The organism is Billgrantia desiderata (assembly GCF_900108215.1).
GTDB classification, from domain to species: Bacteria; Pseudomonadota; Gammaproteobacteria; order Pseudomonadales; family Halomonadaceae; genus Halomonas; species Halomonas desiderata.
In genome coordinates, this window is the sequence record NZ_FNVC01000014.1 from 1 (window position 1) to 19,378 (window position 19,378).

At 62.2% G+C, this 19,378-nt stretch carries 18 protein-coding genes and 1 pseudogene; 9 read left to right on the forward strand and 10 right to left on the reverse strand.

Annotation, left to right across the window (positions count from 1 at the left end):
- Positions 1 to 123: 123 nt before the first annotated feature.
- The 6 genes and pseudogenes from C4S71_RS13245 to C4S71_RS13270 form a co-directional block, all read right to left on the reverse strand.
- Entirely contained in the window at positions 124 to 1,122 is a 999-nt protein-coding gene (locus tag C4S71_RS13245; protein WP_103969450.1) for a PRC-barrel domain-containing protein, read from the reverse strand.
- A gap of 242 nt (positions 1,123 to 1,364) precedes the next feature.
- On the reverse strand, positions 1,365 to 1,712 hold the full coding sequence (locus tag C4S71_RS13250) for a hypothetical protein (RefSeq protein ID WP_103969451.1): 348 nt from the start codon (positions 1,710 to 1,712) through the stop codon (positions 1,365 to 1,367).
- A gap of 13 nt (positions 1,713 to 1,725) precedes the next feature.
- Positions 1,726 to 3,120 carry an NAD(P)/FAD-dependent oxidoreductase gene (locus tag C4S71_RS13255; protein WP_103969452.1) on the reverse strand — a complete coding sequence of 465 codons (1,395 nt, stop codon included), beginning with the start codon at positions 3,118 to 3,120 and terminating at the stop codon, positions 1,726 to 1,728.
- 132 nt (positions 3,121 to 3,252) lie between these two features.
- Positions 3,253 to 3,495: pseudogene (locus C4S71_RS13260) on the reverse strand (isocitrate/isopropylmalate family dehydrogenase); the annotation flags it as partial.
- Positions 3,496 to 3,520: 25 nt separating this feature from the next.
- Complete coding sequence (locus C4S71_RS13265) at positions 3,521 to 4,222, reverse strand: GntR family transcriptional regulator (protein ID WP_103969453.1); 702 nt, start codon at positions 4,220 to 4,222, stop codon at positions 3,521 to 3,523.
- Between the two features lie 102 nt (positions 4,223 to 4,324).
- Positions 4,325 to 6,058 (reverse strand): IlvD/Edd family dehydratase, encoded by a 1,734-nt coding sequence (locus tag C4S71_RS13270; protein ID WP_235014377.1) that lies wholly within the window; start codon positions 6,056 to 6,058, stop codon positions 4,325 to 4,327.
- A gap of 155 nt (positions 6,059 to 6,213) precedes the next feature.
- Here C4S71_RS13270 and C4S71_RS13275 point away from each other — a divergent pair, with 155 nt between their 5' ends.
- The 7 genes from C4S71_RS13275 (at position 6,214) to C4S71_RS13305 (ending at position 13,051) form a co-directional block, all read left to right on the forward strand.
- The gene (locus C4S71_RS13275) at positions 6,214 to 7,185 is read left to right on the forward strand and encodes a tripartite tricarboxylate transporter substrate binding protein (RefSeq protein ID WP_235014380.1); all 972 of its coding nucleotides are present in this window, start codon (positions 6,214 to 6,216) and stop codon (positions 7,183 to 7,185) included.
- 30 nt (positions 7,186 to 7,215) lie between these two features.
- Positions 7,216 to 7,683, forward strand: coding sequence for a hypothetical protein (locus C4S71_RS13280; protein WP_103969455.1), 468 nt, complete (start codon positions 7,216 to 7,218; stop codon positions 7,681 to 7,683).
- A gap of 27 nt (positions 7,684 to 7,710) precedes the next feature.
- A complete protein-coding gene (locus C4S71_RS13285; RefSeq protein ID WP_103969456.1) occupies positions 7,711 to 9,213 on the forward strand; it encodes a tripartite tricarboxylate transporter permease in 1,503 nt (500 codons plus the stop codon).
- 31 nt (positions 9,214 to 9,244) lie between these two features.
- A complete protein-coding gene (locus tag C4S71_RS13290) occupies positions 9,245 to 10,366 on the forward strand; it encodes a mandelate racemase/muconate lactonizing enzyme family protein (protein ID WP_103969457.1) in 1,122 nt (373 codons plus the stop codon).
- 24 nt (positions 10,367 to 10,390) lie between these two features.
- Positions 10,391 to 11,308 (forward strand): dihydrodipicolinate synthase family protein, encoded by a 918-nt coding sequence (locus C4S71_RS13295; RefSeq protein WP_103969458.1) that lies wholly within the window; start codon positions 10,391 to 10,393, stop codon positions 11,306 to 11,308.
- A 305-nt stretch (positions 11,309 to 11,613) separates the two neighbouring features.
- A complete protein-coding gene (locus C4S71_RS22610) occupies positions 11,614 to 12,015 on the forward strand; it encodes a UxaA family hydrolase (RefSeq protein WP_200825296.1) in 402 nt (133 codons plus the stop codon).
- 55 nt (positions 12,016 to 12,070) lie between these two features.
- Complete coding sequence (locus tag C4S71_RS13305) at positions 12,071 to 13,051, forward strand: 2-hydroxyacid dehydrogenase (protein ID WP_103969459.1); 981 nt, start codon at positions 12,071 to 12,073, stop codon at positions 13,049 to 13,051.
- A 395-nt stretch (positions 13,052 to 13,446) separates the two neighbouring features.
- Here C4S71_RS13305 and C4S71_RS13310 read toward each other — a convergent pair whose 3' ends face one another.
- Positions 13,447 to 14,520, reverse strand: a complete 1,074-nt coding sequence (locus C4S71_RS13310; protein ID WP_103969460.1) for a tartrate dehydrogenase — start codon at positions 14,518 to 14,520, stop codon at positions 13,447 to 13,449.
- 24 nt (positions 14,521 to 14,544) lie between these two features.
- Positions 14,545 to 15,426, reverse strand: a complete 882-nt coding sequence (locus tag C4S71_RS13315) for an alpha/beta fold hydrolase (protein ID WP_103969461.1) — start codon at positions 15,424 to 15,426, stop codon at positions 14,545 to 14,547.
- Positions 15,427 to 15,530: 104 nt separating this feature from the next.
- Between C4S71_RS13315 and C4S71_RS13320 the strand changes: the two genes are divergently transcribed.
- Complete coding sequence (locus tag C4S71_RS13320) at positions 15,531 to 16,508, forward strand: LysR family transcriptional regulator (RefSeq protein ID WP_086511785.1); 978 nt, start codon at positions 15,531 to 15,533, stop codon at positions 16,506 to 16,508.
- Here C4S71_RS13320 and C4S71_RS13325 read toward each other — a convergent pair.
- The gene (locus C4S71_RS13325) at positions 16,462 to 17,151 is read right to left on the reverse strand and encodes a TVP38/TMEM64 family protein (RefSeq protein WP_103969462.1); all 690 of its coding nucleotides are present in this window, start codon (positions 17,149 to 17,151) and stop codon (positions 16,462 to 16,464) included. The two genes, C4S71_RS13320 and C4S71_RS13325, sit on opposite strands and share 47 nt — an antisense overlap.
- Positions 17,152 to 17,228: 77 nt before the next feature.
- Positions 17,229 to 18,257, reverse strand: coding sequence for a LacI family DNA-binding transcriptional regulator (locus C4S71_RS13330; protein ID WP_086511783.1), 1,029 nt, complete (start codon positions 18,255 to 18,257; stop codon positions 17,229 to 17,231).
- A 68-nt stretch (positions 18,258 to 18,325) separates the two neighbouring features.
- Between C4S71_RS13330 and ltnD the strand changes: the two genes are divergently transcribed.
- Positions 18,326 to 19,378, forward strand: a complete 1,053-nt coding sequence (gene ltnD, locus C4S71_RS13335; protein WP_103969463.1) for an L-threonate dehydrogenase — start codon at positions 18,326 to 18,328, stop codon at positions 19,376 to 19,378.

Below are 19,378 nucleotides of genomic sequence, written 5' to 3' on the forward strand. Positions count from 1 at the left end.
GGGCTTAGCCGTTCTTCATGAACCGCCGTATACCGAACGGTACGTACGGTGGTGTGGGAGGGCGCCGGGGGTGACCCCGGCCCCTACCCGATTGCCGTTGGTGGCTGATGCCGGGCGGTCGGATCAGTTCAGGTTCTGCTCGCCTTCGCCCAGATTGTCGTCACCGTCCAGCTCCTCGAGGTTGTCCTGGTCGAAATCATCGACGGAGCGCTCACCGCTCTGCGATTGCAGGATTATCTCGCCTTCGGAGCGAATCTCCAGGTTGTCGATCGGGTAGGCCGCCTCGTCGCCGCCGAAGCCGAGGAAGCCGCCCTCGCTGACGATGACGTAGGTCTGGTCGGTCTGGGTATCGCGCACCACTCTCTCGACGTCACCCACTTCGTCGCCGTCCTGGGTGACGATGTCGCGGCCTTCGAGATCGCTTACCTGCATGTCCATCTGCTGGCCGACCTGATCCTGTGCGGCCTGATCCTGGCCATCCTGGTCGTCATCGAACATGCCGTCCTGGTCGCGCTCTTCGTCGGTGGCCTCGTCGTCCTGCTGGCGGATCTCGGCGCTGGCGTCCTCGGCCTCCTCGACCTGAACGTCCGCTTCGCCCTCCTGCTCGACGGTCACATCCGGCTCGGCCTGATCGACTTCGACGTCGGGCTCGGGCTGCTCGATGGTCACGTCGGGCGATTGCTGCTCTACGGTGACTTCAGGCGGCTCCTGCTCGACCTCGATCTCGGCCGGCTCCTGGTCGACCTCGACGTCGGTCTCGCCCGGACTGGCCTCTACCTGGGTATCCCCATCCAGGCCGTTGTCATCATCGGCATCGTCGGCAATGCCAATCTCTTCTTCCTCGTCCTCGAACTCTTCGTTGTCGAACTCGTCATTCTCGAATTCGTTGTCGTCAGCGTATGGCTGCTGGCCCTGGCCATGTGGATCGAAGCCGGTCTCGCCCGGTTCGCCCGCCTGCTCTTCGTCGAACTGCTCCTGACTCTGGGCGTCCTCATCGGTCATCTGCTGCGGTTCGCCCAAATGATGCTGAGGATCCTCGTCCTGGACGTCCTGAGCAAGGACGCCGTGGCTGAGCCCGGTGCTCAGGGCGCCTACTGCAATGGCAATTGCTGTCCTTTTCATGCCCTTCCTCCTTTCGTTGCGCGTTGCCCTTTCGAGCTTGCACTCATCAGGCTAGACGAGGGATCGGCAACCAAGGCCAGGGCTTACCGGGAAGTAACTAAAACAAAGCGAGAAGTTACGCGGGAGGGTTTTCGTTTCCGATAGCCCCGGCCGGACGATGTCCGGCTGGGGCAGGGAGAGCCGCGGTGCTTGTTGGGCAACCCGGCCAGGCTGCCAACCGACTTGCTTTTTCGCGGGGAAAGTCAGGCGTGTCTTGGCGACTTGCCCCGCAGCAGGTAGCTGAGCGGATGCAGCAGTAGCCAGGCAATCACCGTCAGTCCGATGAGCGCGCCGAGGAGTGCGACCCAGTCGAACACGCTGGTGACATAAGCCAAACGTGATTGGGTGAAGAGCGGAATCCACCATAGGCCGGAAAGGCCCACCGCAATCGCGGCCAGGTTGGCAGCCGGGCAGCGGTAGCCGAGAATGCGATAGCCGCGCAGGTGGGCCAGCCCTTGCACGGCCACCAGCAGCGCCGCGCCGGCTGCCATCAGCCACAGGAAGGGGGCCAGGGCGTACCACAGAATGGTCAGAGCGCCAGTTACGGTCATGTCGGTAATCTCCTTAGGCCTGGCCTTCCAGCACCGCGTAGTAGGCGGGCTGCAGCATGCGGTCCTTCATCACCCAGGCGACCCAGGATTCATCCTTGGGATCGATGAAGGGGAAGGAGGGCAGGAAAGCGAAGTCGTTGTCGTAGCCGAATTCCACCAGCATCGCCTTGCCGATGCCGGTGATCATTGGGCAAGAGGTATAGCCGTTGTGGCGGCGCGACAGCGCCTGACCTTGCATCTGCGCGATCAGGTTGGCTTCGACCACTGGAGCCTGGGCCTTGACGCTGGCGGCAGTCTTGTTGATCGGGGCGCCGATCACATCGCCGATGCCGAATACCTCCGGATACCGTTTGTGCTGCAGGGTGTGAATGTCCACCTCCAGCCACTCGCCGCGGAAGGGGCCGTCCTGGGCGATCAGGTCGCTGGCCTTGACGAAGTCCGGCGCGCTCATGGGCGGGACGACGTGGATGAAATCGTAGCTCGCGACTACCTTGCGTTCGCCCTCGCGGGAGAACTCCTCTTCGCGCAATTCGTGGTGCGAGGTGAACTCGCTCTCCGGCCCGACGAAGGTGAACTCCGCCTCACGCGCCTGCGGGTCGATGGCGGAGAGCCGATAGTGGTGGCGACGGGTCACCCCCTGATCGTCGAAGCGCTGTTTGACGAAGTCGTTGATGTAGGGCTGGGTGAAGAGCGCCGCCCCGGGGGCCATGAACTCCACCTGGAAGGCATCGCGCCGCCCGCTCGCCTCTAGGCGGGAGAGGGTGGTGAAGGTCATCTTGAGCGGAGCCCCGGCGCACTTCACCGGGGTGGGGGCCGCGGTAAAGATGCCCTTGCCGCTGCCCTGGGCGATCCAGGCGTCGATGGCATCCCGGGTGCGAGCGGCCCCCTCGATGCTGGCATAGACGCTGCCGATGCCGTGGCTGCCGACCAGCTCGGGCGTCATACCGTCGATCAGCTGGTAATTGAGCTGCAGTCCGGTGGCGACGATCAGATAATCGTAGTCGAGCCATGAGCCGTCTCCCAGCTCGACCCGGCGATTGGAGGCATCGATGCCGGCGGCGGGCTGGCGCACCCAGTCGACGCCGTTCGGTACGAAGCGGGCGTTCGGCCGCATGGTCTTGTCGGGATTCCAGACCCCCGAGGCCACCAGGGTCCAACCCGGCTGGTAGTGGTGAACCTCACGGGGTTCGACCAGGCTGATACGAGCACCGTCGAGGCGGCGCGACAGCCGGTTGGCCATGGCCATGCCGCCAGCGCCGCCACCGAGGATGACGATGCGGGCCTGGGTGGATAGGGGACGGGCCTGGAGGCCCGATGAATAGAGCAGCCCGGCTGCCCCGGCGCCAGCGCCATATTTCAGGAACTGGCGGCGATCCAGGCATGAAGGGTCGGAATCGTGTCGGGACATGAGAGGCGAGTCTCCTGCGGGATAGGTCTGCTGTGACTGTTGTTGTTATAAGCTTATAACCTATATCTTTTCCGCAGGGTTCGCCTCTGGATTCTTTTGCTACCTTGATGCAGGTCAATAAAGTGGTTTGTCCTAGCCGGCAACCCGCTCGGCAATGGCCTGACCCAGGGTCTGGGTGGTGCCCTGGCCGCGAATGTCCGGTGTCAGCACGGCCGGGTCGGCTTCCGTCAGTACCGCCTCGAAGGCGTCGACGATGGCGTCGGCGGCCTCCTTGTGGCCCAGGTGCTCCAGCATCAGGGCGCCGGACCAGATCTGGCCGATGGGGTTGGCGATGCCCTTGCCGGCGATGTCCGGAGCGCTGCCGTGGACCGCTTGAATATGTTATGGAGGCTGATAAATTTTATACTTCTCCAACGCGCAACTGATACATTCTGATGTAACTTTCCTTCGATGGTAGAATATGTTGGCGACAGAGTTCCCGCAGGGCTTGCCTGTCCTGCTGCTTTATCGCTTCAATAATGGCGATGTGCTCATCCCTAGCTCGCTTGAGACTTTCGAAGTCTGAGATGGCGGCGAATCGAATGGCATGAGCTTTCTTTGCGAAGTCGTTTATGGTTTCCGTCAGATACCTGTTGCCCGTGGCTGCGAAGAGTACTTGGTGAAAGGCAATGTTGAGCCTGAAGATGCTTCGCATATCTTGTTTGCCTACCGCCTGGGAGTGCTGGACCTGTATCTCTTCCAAGCGTTCCATAAGGGCCTCTGGCGCAGGCAGGGGCAATGCATCGATTGCGGCGAGCTCTAACAACTCACGCATGGCGTAAAGGTCTTCCACTTCTTGAGGGGTGTAGACTTTCACGAATGCGCCCCGGTTCTTGATGCGCTCGACTAAGCCGATGTCCTCGAGTTGGAACAGGGCTTGGCGAACCACATGGCGTTTGCCGCCGAACCGCTCTAACAGATCCTCTTCGACCAACCTCTCCTTGGGGTTCAGGCGACCAAGGACGATATCCTCCTCAATCGCGGCAACGATGTCTTCCACGCTTGGGGGGGCGGCTGGGGGGGCGGCCGGGACATAGTGTTCGCTGTGTTGAGTATTGGCCATGCTTCGCATCCTAGCCGAGTGGTTTCGATCGCATCATCGTGACTGGCGCTCATGCCCGTCAAGCGCCAGCCATGTTACCTAAGTTCAGACACCAAGAAAGCGTCAGCTTCTCCTTGGAATCTTGCGGGTGGACTCGGGGCGGCAGTAGCGGAAGTCGCAACCTTCTTCAGCTTGAAGGATTTGTTCCAGGAACAGGCGCCGGTAGCCGCCCGTCTGAGGAGGAGCTTCCACCGGCTTCAATGCTTGGCGCCGCCTAGCCAATTCGTCCTCTTCCACCAAGAGTTTCAGGCTTCGGGCACCCACGTCCAACTGGATTATATCGCCGGTATGTACCAAGGCCAGGGGACCATGGACGGCTGCTTCCGGTGAGACATGTAGAACGATGGTGCCCGCTGCCGTCCCACTCATGCGACCGTCAGAAATGCGGACCATGTCTTTAACTCCTTGCGCTGCAAGCTTCTTTGGAATGGGAATGTAGCCCGCTTCAGGCATGCCAGGTGCCCCCTTGGGCCCGATGTTCTGCAGCACCAGTACATCATCGGCTTTGACGTCCAGCTCAGGGTCGTCGATACGCATGGCCAGGTCCTCCACAGAGGAGAACACTACGGCGCGTCCGGCATGCTTCATGAGCTCGGGAGAGGCGGCCGATTGCTTGATGATGGCGCCACGAGGGGCGAGGTTGCCTTCCAGTACGGCGATGCCGCCTTGGGCATAGATGGGGTTGTCGCGTGGCCTGACCACTTGCTGGCTTATGATACGTGTCGAGGCCTCAAGGTTTTCACCCAGCGTCTTGCCATTGATGGTCATGGCATCAAGATGTAGAAGAGAGCGAATTTCGTGCAGTAGCGCCGCCAAGCCACCGGCGTGATGGAGATGCTCCATGTAATGTTCGCCGGAGGGTTTGAGGTTGACCAGTACCGGGGTTTCCTGGCTCATGCGATCAAAAGCGCTAAGGTCTATATCGATGCCCAGCCGCCCGGCGATAGCGGTGAGGTGGATCAGGGCATTGGTTGAACCACCTAGGGCCAGCAATACGCGTAGTGCGTTTTCCAGGGCCGACTCGGTCATGATGCTTGCCGGCGCGATATTTTCCACTGCGATACGTACGGCCTCGGCGCCGGTGTGTTCGGCAATTCTCCGGCGATCGGCATATACCGCTGGGGCTGTGGCACTACCCGGCAGCATCATGCCCATGGCCTCCGCCAGGCAGGCCATGGTACTGGCAGTGCCCATCACCGAGCAGGTCCCTACAGTCGGAACCAGCTTGTCATTGACCTCGACGATTTCCTGATCGTCAATCTCCTGACCTCGATAGGCAGCCCAGTAACGACGACAGTCTGTACAGGCGCCGACTCGGGTTCCACGGTGCGAGCCGCTGAGCATGGGACCAGTCACTAACTGGATGGACGGTATGCCGGCACTGGCGGCAGCCATGAGCTGTGCAGGCACGGTCTTGTCGCAGCCGCTGATCAGCACGACTGCATCCATGGGCTGGGCTCGGATCATCTCTTCCGTATCCAACGCCATCAAATTTCGTAGATACATGCTGGTGGGGTGGGAGAAGGATTCGTGCAGCGAAATGGTAGGAAAGTCGATGGGCAGGCCGCCGGCGAGCATGACACCGCGCTTCACACTCTCTACCAAGGCATCCACGTTGCCATGGCATGCGTTGTATCCACTGTAGGTGTTGGCAATCCCGATTACGGGGCGAGAAAGAGCATCGTCCGTATATCCCATTCCCTTAATAAAGGCTTTGCGCAAGAAAAGTGAGAAGCCTTCATCGCCGTAGTTGGTAAGCCTTCCTGACATCCCCTTCGGATCGTTGTTCGGTTTCAAGATGGATCTCCTTGGTCCTTACGTTGGTAGAATTAGACTTTAGTCTGATTGGCAACAATATTATTGACAATCTTGTTGCCAAGGTACTAGGTTTTGCAAGGTATGCCAAACAAAACATGTGATGCCTTACAAAACCATAAGCAAAGGTAGTGATAATGAAAAATCCGCTCATGCCCGTTTCGATTTCTCTATTCACGATCATGTCTGCATTTTCTGTTGTTGCGAGTGCAGAATATTCCGTTACTGACGAGATTAGAGTCCTGCAGGGATTCCAGGCAGGTGGTGGAAGTGATGCTCTCGCGCAGTTGGCGCATCCCTATCTGAGGGAAATCCTAGGGGTCAATTTTGTTAATGAGTACATACCGGGAGCCGCCGGGGCGATCGCCTGGAATCGATTGGCCCACCAATCGCCTAAAGATGGTTCGGTCATTAGCATTACTAATACGCCAATGTTGATGACCAATTACATTATCAATGAGGCCGTGTCCTATAATATCGATCAGCTTACTCCTATCGCCAATGTTATTACCGACCCAGGTATTATCGTCGTGCATCCCGATAGCCCCTATCAAACTGTTGATGATTTGTTTCAAGCGGCTAAAGAGAACCCTGGACGAATTACGATAGGCAATTCGGGGGTAGGGGGGGATGATTATTTTTCCACGATCATGGTGGAGAACGCGGTTGGCGTTAAGTTCGAAAAAGTTCCGTTCTCCGGTGATGGCCCCTCCGCAACGGCCGCCATGGGCGGGCAGATCGACGCCAGTTTCAACAACGTGGGGATTGTTTACGGCCATATACAAGCCGAGAGCCTGCGCCCTTTGGCTGTGTTTGCCGAAGACCGCTTGCCGATGCTGCCCGATGTGCCAACGCTCAAGGAAATTGGCTATGAGGTAGTTAACGGATCATCCCGGGGCTATAGTGCACCGTCCGGCATTCCTGACCAGGCTCGCGATGAATTGATAGCGGCTTTCGAGGAGTTAGCTAGAAATGAGGAGTTTCTTCAGGAGGCGGAACGGCGTGCTTTCTACATCGACATTGTGACTGGTGACGATTACATGGACATGATGAGGCGCATGGAAGAAACATTCATCGATATTTGGGCGGAAGTGCAAGATGACGTCTGACGAAACGTCACTGATGCGGAGGTTGATGATATGAATGTGAGTCGCCTGGCATTGGGTGTCTTCGGTTTTTTTTTGGGAGTTTTTTTCTTTTTGAATAACATGGGGTATCCAACAAGGGCGGCTCAAATGCCATTGATATTTGCAACGACGGTGGGGTTGCTATCACTGGGCTTGATTGTTCAAGAAGTCGTGGTTTACAAAAGGATGGTCCGTATTTCTCCTGCAGAATCCGCCTTGTCTTGGTGGAAGCCGCAACGGATGAGTAAAGGTTTTTTCAGGGCCTCTCTAGTTTACTTTTTTGCGCTTCTGTATGTCTACAGCATTAGTCTTGTAGGCTACTTCATAGGCACGGCGGTATTCCTGGGGGGGGCTTTGTTTATCATTCGGGGTGTAAGCGTCAAGTATGCGTTTGTCGGTGTCGCTTGCTTGCTGATCGTCATCGGGTTGGTGTTCTTTCGTTTTTTAGGACTCAATATGCCGGCATTGCCTTCCTTATAACATCAATGTTGAAAGATGGAGTGAGTCATGGATACAGGCATGTTGCTTGCTGGAATAACAAATGTTCTGTCATGGGGCAACTTGCTGCTTATTATCGGTGGCACCTTGCTTGGCATGTTCGTAGGCGCCATGCCTGGCCTTTCCGCCACCATGGCCTTGGCGTTGCTGCTGCCGATTACCTTCAGCATGGACCCGGGGGCCGGGTTGAGCATGCTGGCTTCCTTGTACGTAGGAGCATCCTATGGGGGATCGATCGCAGCCATCTTGTTGAATACCCCCGGGACGCCGGCTGCTGCCGCCACCGTGCTTGACGGCTACCCCCTCTCCCAACAGGGCAAGGCCGGAAAGGCGCTGGGCATTTCACTGTTCGCTTCCTTCTGTGGTGGGCTCATGAGCGGACTGGCGTTGCTCGTGGCGGCTCCCTTGCTGGGTATTCTGGTGTTGAAGTTCGGTCCGGTCGAACTGTTCGCCGTCGCCGTGCTGGGCATCACCATCATTGGGTCTCTTTCGCAAGGCTCGGTAGTGTCCGGCCTGCTATCGGGAGGAATCGGTCTGCTGGTGAGCACGGTGGGCATGGATCTGATCACCGGAACGCCGAGGATGACGTTTGGTCAGATGAACTTATTCTCGGGAATCAGCTTTACGGTGGCGCTCATCGGCCTGTTCTCCATTCCCCAGGCATTGCTCTTGATCGAAAAGAACGGACCAAACGTCAAGAAGGTAGCCAACAAGATTACCGACCGACTCCTGCCAAAGGCAAAGGAGATCGTGTCGCTGATGCCTAATATCTTCCGTTCGGGAGTGATAGGCATCGTCACGGGGCTGATCCCCGGCACTGGCGGTGATACAGCCAGCTGGTTCGCCTATAACGAGGCCAAGCGTTTTGCCAAGGATAAAAGTCGTTTTGGCAAGGGGGACGTTGCCGGCCTTGCCGCACCGGAGTCGGCCAATAACTCGGTGGTGGGCGGTTCGCTGATTCCGACCATAGCCCTTGGCATCCCGGGAAGCTCCTCCACCGCCATCCTGCTGGGGGCATTGATGGTCCATGGAATATTGCCAGGTCCCAATCTGCTGACCGAGCACGGTGAAGTGACCTATACCCTTATCTGGGCCGTCATCTTGGCTAACTTTGCCTTACTGGTGGTCGGTCTCATGTTCACCCGTCTCTGTGTCAGCGTGACGAAGGTGCCTGACGGTTTCGTGGCATGCGCCATCATCGTGCTGTGCGTGGTCGGTTCCTTCGCCATCAACAATAGCTTTTTTGATGTGGGCCTAATGTTTGCCTTTGGCCTGTTCGGCTACTGGATGATCAAGGCAGGTATGTCACCCGCCCCGATGGTGGTTGGCCTGATTCTCGGGCCGGTCATGGAAACCAGTTTCCAACAGTCGATGCTGATTGGCGGCGGTAGCTTCCTGATCTTCGTCAAGAGCCCGATAGCGTTCGGATTGCTGCTGCTGGCGCTATTTTCCATCCTCCAGGCCACTCCCCTGCTGAGCGCTACGTTGTCCCGTTTCAGGAAAGCCGCTTGATTACAATGCCAAATCACGAGAGCGATGCACTATGACTACCATCATTGACGTCAAGGCGCGCACGGTTAGCGTGCCGCTGGACAACCCGACGAGCTTCTCCAACCGCCGCGTGCTCAAGCGCGATTACGCCCTGGTCGAGGTCACCGGAGACGACGGCTACAAGGGGATCGGCTTCTGCTACGGAGGCAGCAACGCCGGTCACCTGGTCGTTCATGCCGTGCGTGACCTCCTCAAGCCGTTGCTGGTCGGCCAGGATACCCATCGCGTGGAAGGACTGTGGCGCGAGATGTATCAGGAAGCGCTATTGCATGGTCGCACCGGCTCGGTGATGCGTGCCATCAGTATCCTCGATACGGCGCTGTGGGACCGTAACGCGCATGCCGCCAACTTGCCCCTTTATAAACTGCTTGGGGCCAACGAGACCGAGAGCGTGCCGGCATATGCCAGCGGCGGCTACTATCTGGACGGCAAGACACCACAGCACCTGGCCGACGAGATGCGCGGTTACGTGGAGCAGGGCTTCTCGGCGGTGAAACTTAAGGTCGGCCGAGAGGGTCTTGCAGCGGAAGAGGCGCGCCTGGCCGCTGTGCGCGAGGCGATCGGCCCCCAGGTGCTGGTGATGATGGACGCCAACAACGCCTGGCGCGATCTGCCCTCGGCGCTCGCCTTCATGCGCATGGCCGAGCCCTATGACCCGTACTGGATCGAGGAGCCGTTCAGCCCCGACGACATCGACAACCATCGTCGCCTGGCCGAGCGCACCCCGGTGCCGGTGGCGACCGGCGAGATCGAGGCCGGGCGTTGGCGCTTCAAGGAGCTGCTCGACAAGGAGGCGGCGATGATCCTGCAAACGGACGCCGCCGTGTGCGGCGGGATCACCGAGTTCCGGCGCATCGTCGCCACCGCTGCTAGCTACGGAGTCGAGGTCTGCCCGCACTGGTTCCACGACCTGCACGTGCATTTGGTGGCCGCAGCGCCCAACGCACCTTTCGTCGAGTACTTCGCCGACGATCAGGTGCTCAATTTCCGCCGCCTGATCGACACGCAGCTCGAGTTCGTCGACGGCCGCCTGAGATTGCCGACCATGCCAGGGCTAGGTTTCGGCTTCGACGCCGAGGCGCTCGAGCGATATGCCGCTGATGACTGGCAGTAACCATCACAACAACGAGGACGCTATATGAACCCGCCCCGCACAGGCCGTGTATGGTCGCCGGTCGTCACTCCCTTCGCCGATGACCTGGCCGCCGACCTCCGGCGCTTCACCGCGCACTGCCGCTGGCTGCTCGACAACGATGTCGGCCTGGCCGTCTTCGGCACTAACTCCGAGGCCAATTCGATGACCGTGGGCGAGAAGCGCGCGCTCATCGATACCCTGGCCGAGGCTGGCATCACCGGTGAGCAGCTGATGCCCGGCACTGGCAGCTGCGCCATCGGCGATGCGGTCGAACTCACCCGCCACGCCGTCGACAACGGCTGCGCCGGGGTGCTGATGCTGCCGCCGTTCTACTACAAGGGCGTGTCCGACGAAGGGCTCTATCGCTACTTCGCGGAGGTCATCGAGCGCGTCGCGTCGCCGTCGCTCAAGGTCTACCTCTACCACATCCCGCCGGTCTCCCAGGTACCGCTGACACTGGATCTGATCGAACGCCTGCACAGGACCTATCCCGATACCATCGCCGGCATCAAGGATAGCTCCGGGGAGTGGAGCAATACCCAGGCGCTGATCGAGGCCTTCGGCGGGGAGATCGACGTCTTTGCCGGCAGCGAGCATTTCCTGCTCAATACCCTGCGCGCCGGTGGTGTGGGGTGCATCAGCGCCACGGCCAACGTCAATCCCGGGCCGATTGCCTCGCTCGCCCACACCTGGCAGGAGGCCGATGCCGATACGCGCCAGGCGGAGCTTACCGCGCTGCGTCGTGAATTCGAGCGCTTCCCCATGATCCCGGCGCTCAAGGCGGCTACCGCCCTGTATGCCAATGATGCGGCCTGGCGCCGGGTACGCCCGCCGCTGGTCGAGCTCGATGACGCCCAGTGCCAGGCGCTCAAGCAGGCGCTCGACGCCCGGGGCTTCGCCATGCCCGGCCGTGCCGGCTGACATCCGGCCGGCTTTCATCGCCATTCCGCCCCGTCCGGCGACTCCGCCCGGGGCCTTCGCCAGAGAGACTGACATGACGACCCTAGTCCAGGCCGCCGAAAAGCGTGTCGCTGGCCCCATCATTCTCCTGCATCCCGACGACAACGTGGTGGTTGCCTGCCAGGAAGTGGGCATCGGTACCTTCCTGCCCAGCGAAGGCGTGACTAGTCGCGCCCAGGTGCCAGCCGGCTACAAGCTGGCGACCCGCGCCATTCGTCAGGGCGAGCCGATCCTTAAGTACAGCGTGACCATCGGCTTCGCCTCCCGTGACATCAAGCCGGGCGACATGGTGCATAGCCACAACATGGCCTTCGAGGAGGTCGACCGCGCTTATCGCCACGCCGGGCTACGACCCGGTATCGATTACCGGACAGATCGCAGGAGGTGTCAACCTGATCTCCTTCACCACCGGACGCGGTTCGATGTGCGGTGCCAAGCCGACGCCGAGCCTCAAGCTGGCAACCAACACGCCCATGTACGAGCGGCTGCGCGACGACATGGGCCTCAACTGCGGCGAGATCCTCGAAGGCAAGTGCGATATCGAAACCATGGGACAGCGCATCTTCGAGCTGATGCTGGCCACCGCCTCGGGGCAACGCTCGAAGAGCGAACTGCTGGGGCTCGGCGACAACGAGTTCGTGCCGTGGCACATCGGCATCCTGAGTTGAACGAGGCGAGTCGAGCAGTGTTGGTCGGGCGGTGTTGGTGAACAAGGAGGGTGCCATGCGCAAACGGGTCGTGGCGGTGCGTCGTCTGCATGAAACGCATCTCGCGCAGCTCGAGCGCGAGTTCGAGGTCGATTACTTCCCCGATCTCGGCGAGGAGAACCAGGCTGCTTTTGGCGAGGCACTGAGCCGCGCCCATGGGCTGGTCGGCGGCAAGCTGTCCATCACGCCGGAGATACTGGACGAGGCGCCGAATCTCAAGATCATCGCCACCATCTCGGTCGGCTACGACAACTTCCCCGTCGAGGCGATGACGCGGCGTGGCATCCTGCTGTGCAACACGCCCGACGTGCTGACGGAGACGACCGCCGACACTGGCTTCGCCCTGATCATGGCCGCGGCCCGGCGGGTGCCGGAATTGGACCGTTTCGTGCGCCGAGGTGAGTGGCAGACGCATATTGGCGAGTCGCATTTCGGCCGCGACGTGCACGGCAAGACCCTGGGACTGGTCGGTCTGGGGCGGATCGGCGCCGCCGTGGCACGTCGCGGCGCGCTCGGCTTCGGCATGCCGATCCGATACAGTAACGCCTCGCTCAAGCCCGTGCTGGGGGTAGAGCTAGGCGCGCGGCGCTGCTCGCTCGATGAATTGCTCGAGACCTCGGACTTCGTCTGCGTGACGGTGCCGCTCACGGCCGAGACGCGCCACCTGATCGATCGCGACGCCTTCCGGCGCATGAAGCCCTCGGCGATCTTCGTCAACGTCGCCCGCGGGCCGGTGGTCGACGAGATGGCCCTGGTCCAGGCGCTACAAGAGGGCTGGATCGCCGGTGCCGGGCTCGATGTCTACGAGTGCGAGCCGTTATCGGCGGATTCGCCGCTGCTGCAGTTGGCGCAGGTCGTCACGCTGCCGCATATCGGCTCGGCTACCCACGAGACGCGCGCTGCCATGGCGCAGCGCGCCGTGGACAACCTGATCCTGGCGCTCAAGGGCGAGCGGCCGATCGATGTGGTCAACGAGGAAGCCTGGGGGGCGAGCTGATTCATGCGCCGGCGGTATCGGGAAAGGACATACAGCGAACAAGACGACTGGCGAGGATATACAATCTCCACGATTTCGAGTGCCGCGAGGCACCATCTTACTCAACCCATTTTCGAGTATGTAGTGTGATGTTTTTAGACATCAAGCACTAGTTGAACGAGAGTTTCAGCGCCTAATCGCCACTGTCTATTGTCCGGTGCACGTCTCGTCTTTATCGGCGTTCATTCAATGATATCTTGGTCTATGCTGGGGAAGTGGGTGTCGCCCAAGTCGTGGACCTACTCCAAAAGAAGTGGCACGCAAACATGATGCTATTGGGCGTCACCTGTTATGGATGCGCTTGGACAGAAGCATTTGCTCCTGTCCAAGCGCATTCGTATTGACCCCAGCTAGGATCAATTCGCAACCCGCTCAGCAATGGCTTTGCCCAGGGTCTGAGTGGTGCCCTGGCCGCGAATGTCCGGCGTCAGCACCGCTGGGTCGGCCTCCGTCAGCACGGCTTCGAAGGCATCGACGATAGCCTTGGCAGCCTCCTTGTGGCCCAAGTGCTCCAGCATCAGGGCGCCGGACCAGATCTGGCCGATGGGGTTGGCGATGCCCTTGCCGGCGATGTCCGGAGCGCTGCCGTGGACCGGCTCGAACAGGCTGGGGAACTTGCCCTCGGGGTTGATGTTGGCCGAGGGTGCCACGCCGATGGTGCCGGTGCAGGCCGGGCCCAGGTCGGAGAGGATGTCGCCGAACAGGTTGCTGGCCACCACCACGTCGAACCAGTCGGGGTGCATGACGAAGTTGGCGGTGAGGATGTCGATGTGGAACTTGTCGACGCTGACCTCGGGGTAGTTGCCCGACATGGCCACGACCCGCTCGTCCCACCACGGCATGGTGATGGCGATGCCGTTGGATTTGGTGGCCGAGGTGAGCTTCTTCCGCGGCCGGCTCTGGGCCAGCTCGAAGGCGAACTTGAGCACCCGGTCGGTGCCGTGGCGGGTCATCACCGTCTCCTGGATCACCACCTCGCGCTCGGTGCCCTCGAACATCTTGCCGCCGACGCTGGAGTATTCGCCCTCGGTGTTCTCGCGCACCACGTAGAAGTCGATGTCGCCGGGCTTGCGGTCGGCCAGCGGGCTCTTGATGCCCGGCAGCAGCTTGCACGGGCGCAGGTTGATGTACTGGTCGAACTGGCGGCGGAACTGCAGCAGCGAGCCCCACAGCGAGACGTGGTCCGGCACCGTGTCGGGCCAGCCCACCGCGCCGTAGAAGATGGCGTCGAAGTCCTTGAGCTGCTCGAACCAGTCGTCGGGCATCATCTTGCCGTGCTTGGCGTAGTAGTCGCAGCAGGCGAAGTCGAAGTGCTCGAAGGCCAGGTCGATGTCGAAGCGCTTGGCAACGGCTTCGAGCACGCGCAGGCCTTCCGGCATCACTTCGTTGCCGATGCCGTCGCCGGGAATGACAGCGATACGATGGGTCATGGTGGGGTCCTCGGGTGGTGTTGGTCAGGCGTGGGTCATGAAACGGTTGATACGGTCGAGCAGGGCCTCTGGCGCCTCCTCGGGGATGTAATGGCCGCAGGGCAGTGCCTCGCCCTCGACCCGTTCGGCCACGGCGCGCCATTCCGCCAGTGGATCGAAGCAACGCTCGATGATGCCGTGCTTGCCCCACAGCACGCTGACTGGGCAGGCGATACGGCGTCCCGCTTCACGGTCGGCGCGGTCGTGTTCCAGGTCGATGGCGTTGCTGGCGCGATAGTCCTCGCACAGGGCATGGGCGGCGCCGGGCTGGGCCAGGCAGCGCTGGTACTCGGCGATGGCTGCCGGATCGAAGGCGTCGAGGCTGGCATGCCGCCCGCCCATGGTGCGGGTGATGTAGTCGTTGGGTGAAGCCTCGATCAGGGTTTCCGGCAGCGGCGAGGGCTGGATCAGAAAGAACCAGTGGAAGTAGGCGGTGGCGAAGGTACGGTCGGTTTGCTCGTACATGGCAAGCGTGGGGGCAATATCGAGCAGCATCAGCTTGTCTACTCTGTCCGGATGATCCATGACCAGGCGGTGGGCGACACGCCCGCCGCGGTCGTGGCCGCACAGCAAGAAGCGCTCGAAGCCCAGCTCACGCATCACTGCGACCTGATCCTCGGCCATGGCGCGCTTGCTGTAGTTGGCGTGGTCCGGCTCGCCGGGTGGCTTGGACGAATCGCCATAGCCACGTAGATCGGTGGCCACCACCGTGAAGCGGCTTGCCAGCGGTTCGGCCAGACGGTGCCAGATCACATGGCTCTGGGGGTGACCGTGGAGAAGCAGCAGCGGCGGTCCAGAGCCGCCGATGCGGCCATGGATGTTGATGTCGCCGCAGGCGATGTCGAACGTGCGGAATCCCTCGAACATGAGTGCTTCCTCCGAATCTTTGGCTGTCCCCAGTCTAGCCCTTGGCTTGGTGGGAATAATCAGGCTATATGGAAATGTATTGTTGACTGAAAGTGGAGAGTCGCATGGCTCAGCTCGACGACCTGGTTTTCTTCCGCCAGTTGGCCCTGGCGGGCAGCCTGACGGCCACGGCGCGGGAGCTGGGCCTGTCGCTGTCGGCGGTGAGCAAGCGCCTCAAGCAGCTCGAGGCGCGCCTGGGCGTCGAGCTGGCCAGCCGCACCACCCGGCGCCTGACGCTGACGGCGGAAGGGGAGCGCTATCTCACCCGCGGCTCGGCGATCCTCGAAGAGCTCTCCGAGCTGGAAGAGGCGCTGGGCGAACAGCAGGCGGCGCTCTCGGGGCCGCTCAAGGTGAACGCCACCTTCGGCTTCGGCCGCCGCCACGTGGCGCCGCTGCTGTCGGCGTTCTGTACCCTCAATCCCGGCGTCGAAGGGGTGCTGGAGCTCACCAACTATCCGTTGAGCCTTGGCGAGCAGGGCTTCGATGTCGGTATTCGCGTCGGTGAGCCGCCCGATTCGCGCCTGGTGGCGCGACGCATCCTGACCAATCGACGGGTGCTGTGTGCCGCCCCCGACTACCTGGCACACATGGCAGCGCTGACGACACCGGCGGATCTTGCCGCGCATCCCTGCCTGATACTGCGCGAGAACGACAGCGACTACGCCGTGTGGCGCTTTCAGCACCGCGACGACCCGCTGCGCGAGCAGGCGGTCAAGATAGCGGGTCCGCTGGCCAGCAACGACGGCGAAGTGATCGTGCAGATGGCGCTCGATGGCCACGGCGTGGCGCTGCGCTCCTGGTGGGACGTGCATGAACACCTGGCCAGCGGCTCGCTGGTCGAGCTGCTGCCGCAGTGGCGGGGCATCTCGGCCGACTTCCATGCCGTCTATCAGCAGCGCCGGCACGTGCCGGCACGCCTGCGTGCCTTCGTGGCGTTTCTCGAGGAGCGGATGCCCGAGCGGGTGCCGCCGATGCCCGATGCTGGGCCCTCGGCAATCAGGCGCGGCGGCGCCGTCGCTGACGGGCATCCGCATAGCGCTTGAGTCCGTAGAGCAGTGCCAGGGCGAGCACGATGCCGGCGGCGGCCCAGGCCAGCTCGCGGCGGTCCTCGGCGGTCAGCAGGGTGCCGAGCTGGCTGCTCAGCAGGATGATACCGGCCAACCCCGGGGTGGCGCCGATGAAGGTGCCCAGCATGTAGTCGCGAAAGCGGATGTGAAAGGCCCCGGCCAGCAGGTTGGTGAGGGTGAAAGGTGCCAGGGGCAGCAGGTTGAGCACGGTCATGGTGCGTACCCCGTGCCCGGCCAGATAGCGCGACATGTTGATGAGGCGCGTGCCGCCGTAGTACAGCAGGGCATCGCGCCCGAGCCTGCGGCCCAGCCAGTAGGTCGCGATCGAGCCGACCAGCGTGCCGATCAGCGAATAGAAGAACCCCCACCACGGGCCGAACAGCAGGCCCGCCAGTACCACCAGCACGCTCAGCGGGAACAGGGTCAGCGAGGCGGCGAGAAAGGCTGCCACCACCACCACGCCGGCCCAGGGCGTATCGCGCCAGGCCAGCGAGCCTTGCAGCAGGGCGAAGAGGGTGTTGGCGTCGAACAGGTCGTGCGCGGCCAGCCAGCGCCATAACAAGCCCAGCAGGGCGAGAGCCACCAGGGCGGCGAGGACGAGAAGCACCTTGCGGGACATGCGGGCTGCCTGCACGGAAACGTGGCTTCAGCATAGGCTGCCCCTTCTGCATTGACCAAATGGTGACGGCGTGCGGTTCAGGTGCTCTCGCCCACCAGCAGCTCGAAGCCCACGTCGTGCTGTCGGCGTAGCACACGCTGGCCCTCGAGGCGGCGAATCACCTCCGTGGCGGCGAGTTCGCCCATGGCGTGGCGCGGGGAGCGAATGGTGGTCAGGCGCGGGGTCACGTGCTGGCCGATGGGCAGTCCGTTGAACCCGGCGATGGCTATCCTTTGCGGCACCGCGAGGCCCAGGCGCTGGGCGTGGAGCAGGGCGCCGGTGGCCAGGTCGTCGTTGGCGAAGTGGATCGCCCCGATGTCGGGATGCTCGGCGAGCGCCCGTTCCAGCCCGGCGGCGCCGGCGTCGAGCCCGCCCCGTTCGAGTTCGAGCAGCGGTGCGGTGAGGCCGGCCTGCTCGAATATCTCGCGATGGCCCTCGTAGCGCATCCCGGCGCGATAGTCGCCGGCCAGCCGTGCGCCGATGAAGAGCGTCTGGCGATGGCCCCGCTCGAGCAGGTGGCGCGCCATGCAGCGGCCGGCTTCGGTATGGTCCAACCCCACGTTGAGATCCCGCGCCTCGCCCAGCTCCATGACCTCCATGATCGGCTTGTCGCAGTTGGCGAGCAGGGTGCGGCAGGCCTCGTTGTGGCGCAGCCCCGCGGTGACCAGCGCCGAGCAGGACCAGCCGAGGAAGGTGCGAATCAGCTGGTATTCCCGCTCCAGGTCGTACTCGGTATTGCCCAGCAGGATCTGGTAGCCCTGGGCCTCGAAGGTTTCCTGCAGCCCCTGGATCACCTCGATGAACACGCTGTTGGCCAGCGAAGGCACGATGACGGCAATGAAGCGCGAGCGGGCCGATGCCAGGCTGCCGGCCACCAGGTTGGGCACGTAGCCCAGGCGCTCCACGGCCTCGAGAACCCGCGCACGGGTGAGTTCGTTGACCTGATCGGGGCGATTCAGTGCGCGCGAAGCGGTGATGGCCGAGACGCCGGCAGCGTCGGCTACCTCTTTGAGCGTGGGCTGCTCGGTGCTGCGTCGTCGACGCGAGTTGTGCGCATCGTTAGACAATGGTCGTATCCTCCTGGCCGCCCCTTGCTGCGAATCGGTGAATCTACTACAACGATGTTAGCGCTAACATGATAGCGCTAACATATCGGATTCGGCCAGCACTGAAAAGACACCGGAAGTTGCGGTCGTCGAGCGGATGGAGTGGGCAGAACGGTAGCGCGAACAGGCACATAGGCAAACAGGGGAGAGCGGCGGTGAGCGACGGTACGACTCCAAGAGTGGGCGTCATCGGCCTGGGCGCCATGGGGCTGGGTACGGCGACGGCGCTGCACGAACGTGGCCTGACGGTGGTCGGCTGCGACGTCGCCGAATCGGCCTGCCGCGCCTTCGAGGCGACCGGCGGACGCTGCGCGGCGACGCCCGCCGAGCTGGCCGCGCAGTGCGACGTGGTGCTGGTCGTGGTAGTCAATGCCGCCCAGGTCGAGCAGGTGCTGTTCGGCGAGAGCGGGCTCGCCCACGCTCTGGCGCCGGGTGCGCTGGTGATCCAGTGCGCCACCGTGGCGCCGAGTCTGGCCGAGCGGCTGGGCGCCCGGCTGGCCGAGCGTGGCCTGCTGATGCTCGACGCGCCAATCAGCGGCGGGGCGGCCAAGGCGCGGGCAGGGCGGCTCTCGGTGATGGCATCCGGCAGCGCCGAGGCCTTCGACAAGGCCGGCCCGGTGCTCGATGCCATGGCCGAGATCGTGCATCGGCTGGGCGATTCGCCGGGCATCGGCTCCAGCATGAAGCTGGTCAATCAGTTGCTGGCCGGCGTGCATATCGCCGCCGCCGCCGAAGCCGTGGCGCTGGGCATTCGTATGGGGCTGGAGCCGCGCCGCGTGTACGAGGTGATCACCCAATCCGCCGGCAACTCCTGGATGTTCGAGAACCGCGTGCCGCACGTTCTCGAGGGCGACTACACCCCGCTCTCGGCGGTGGACATCTTCGTCAAGGACCTCAACATCGTCCACGAGACCGGCCGCGAGCTGGCCATGCCCACGCCCGTCGCCGCCAGCGCACTGCAGCAGTTCACCGCCGCCAAGGGTGCCGGTTTCGGCCGCGAGGACGACTCGGCGGTGATCAAGGTCTACCAGCGCCTCTCGGGCATTGCCCTGCCCGAGGCGGCCAACGACGAGGGAGCTTGA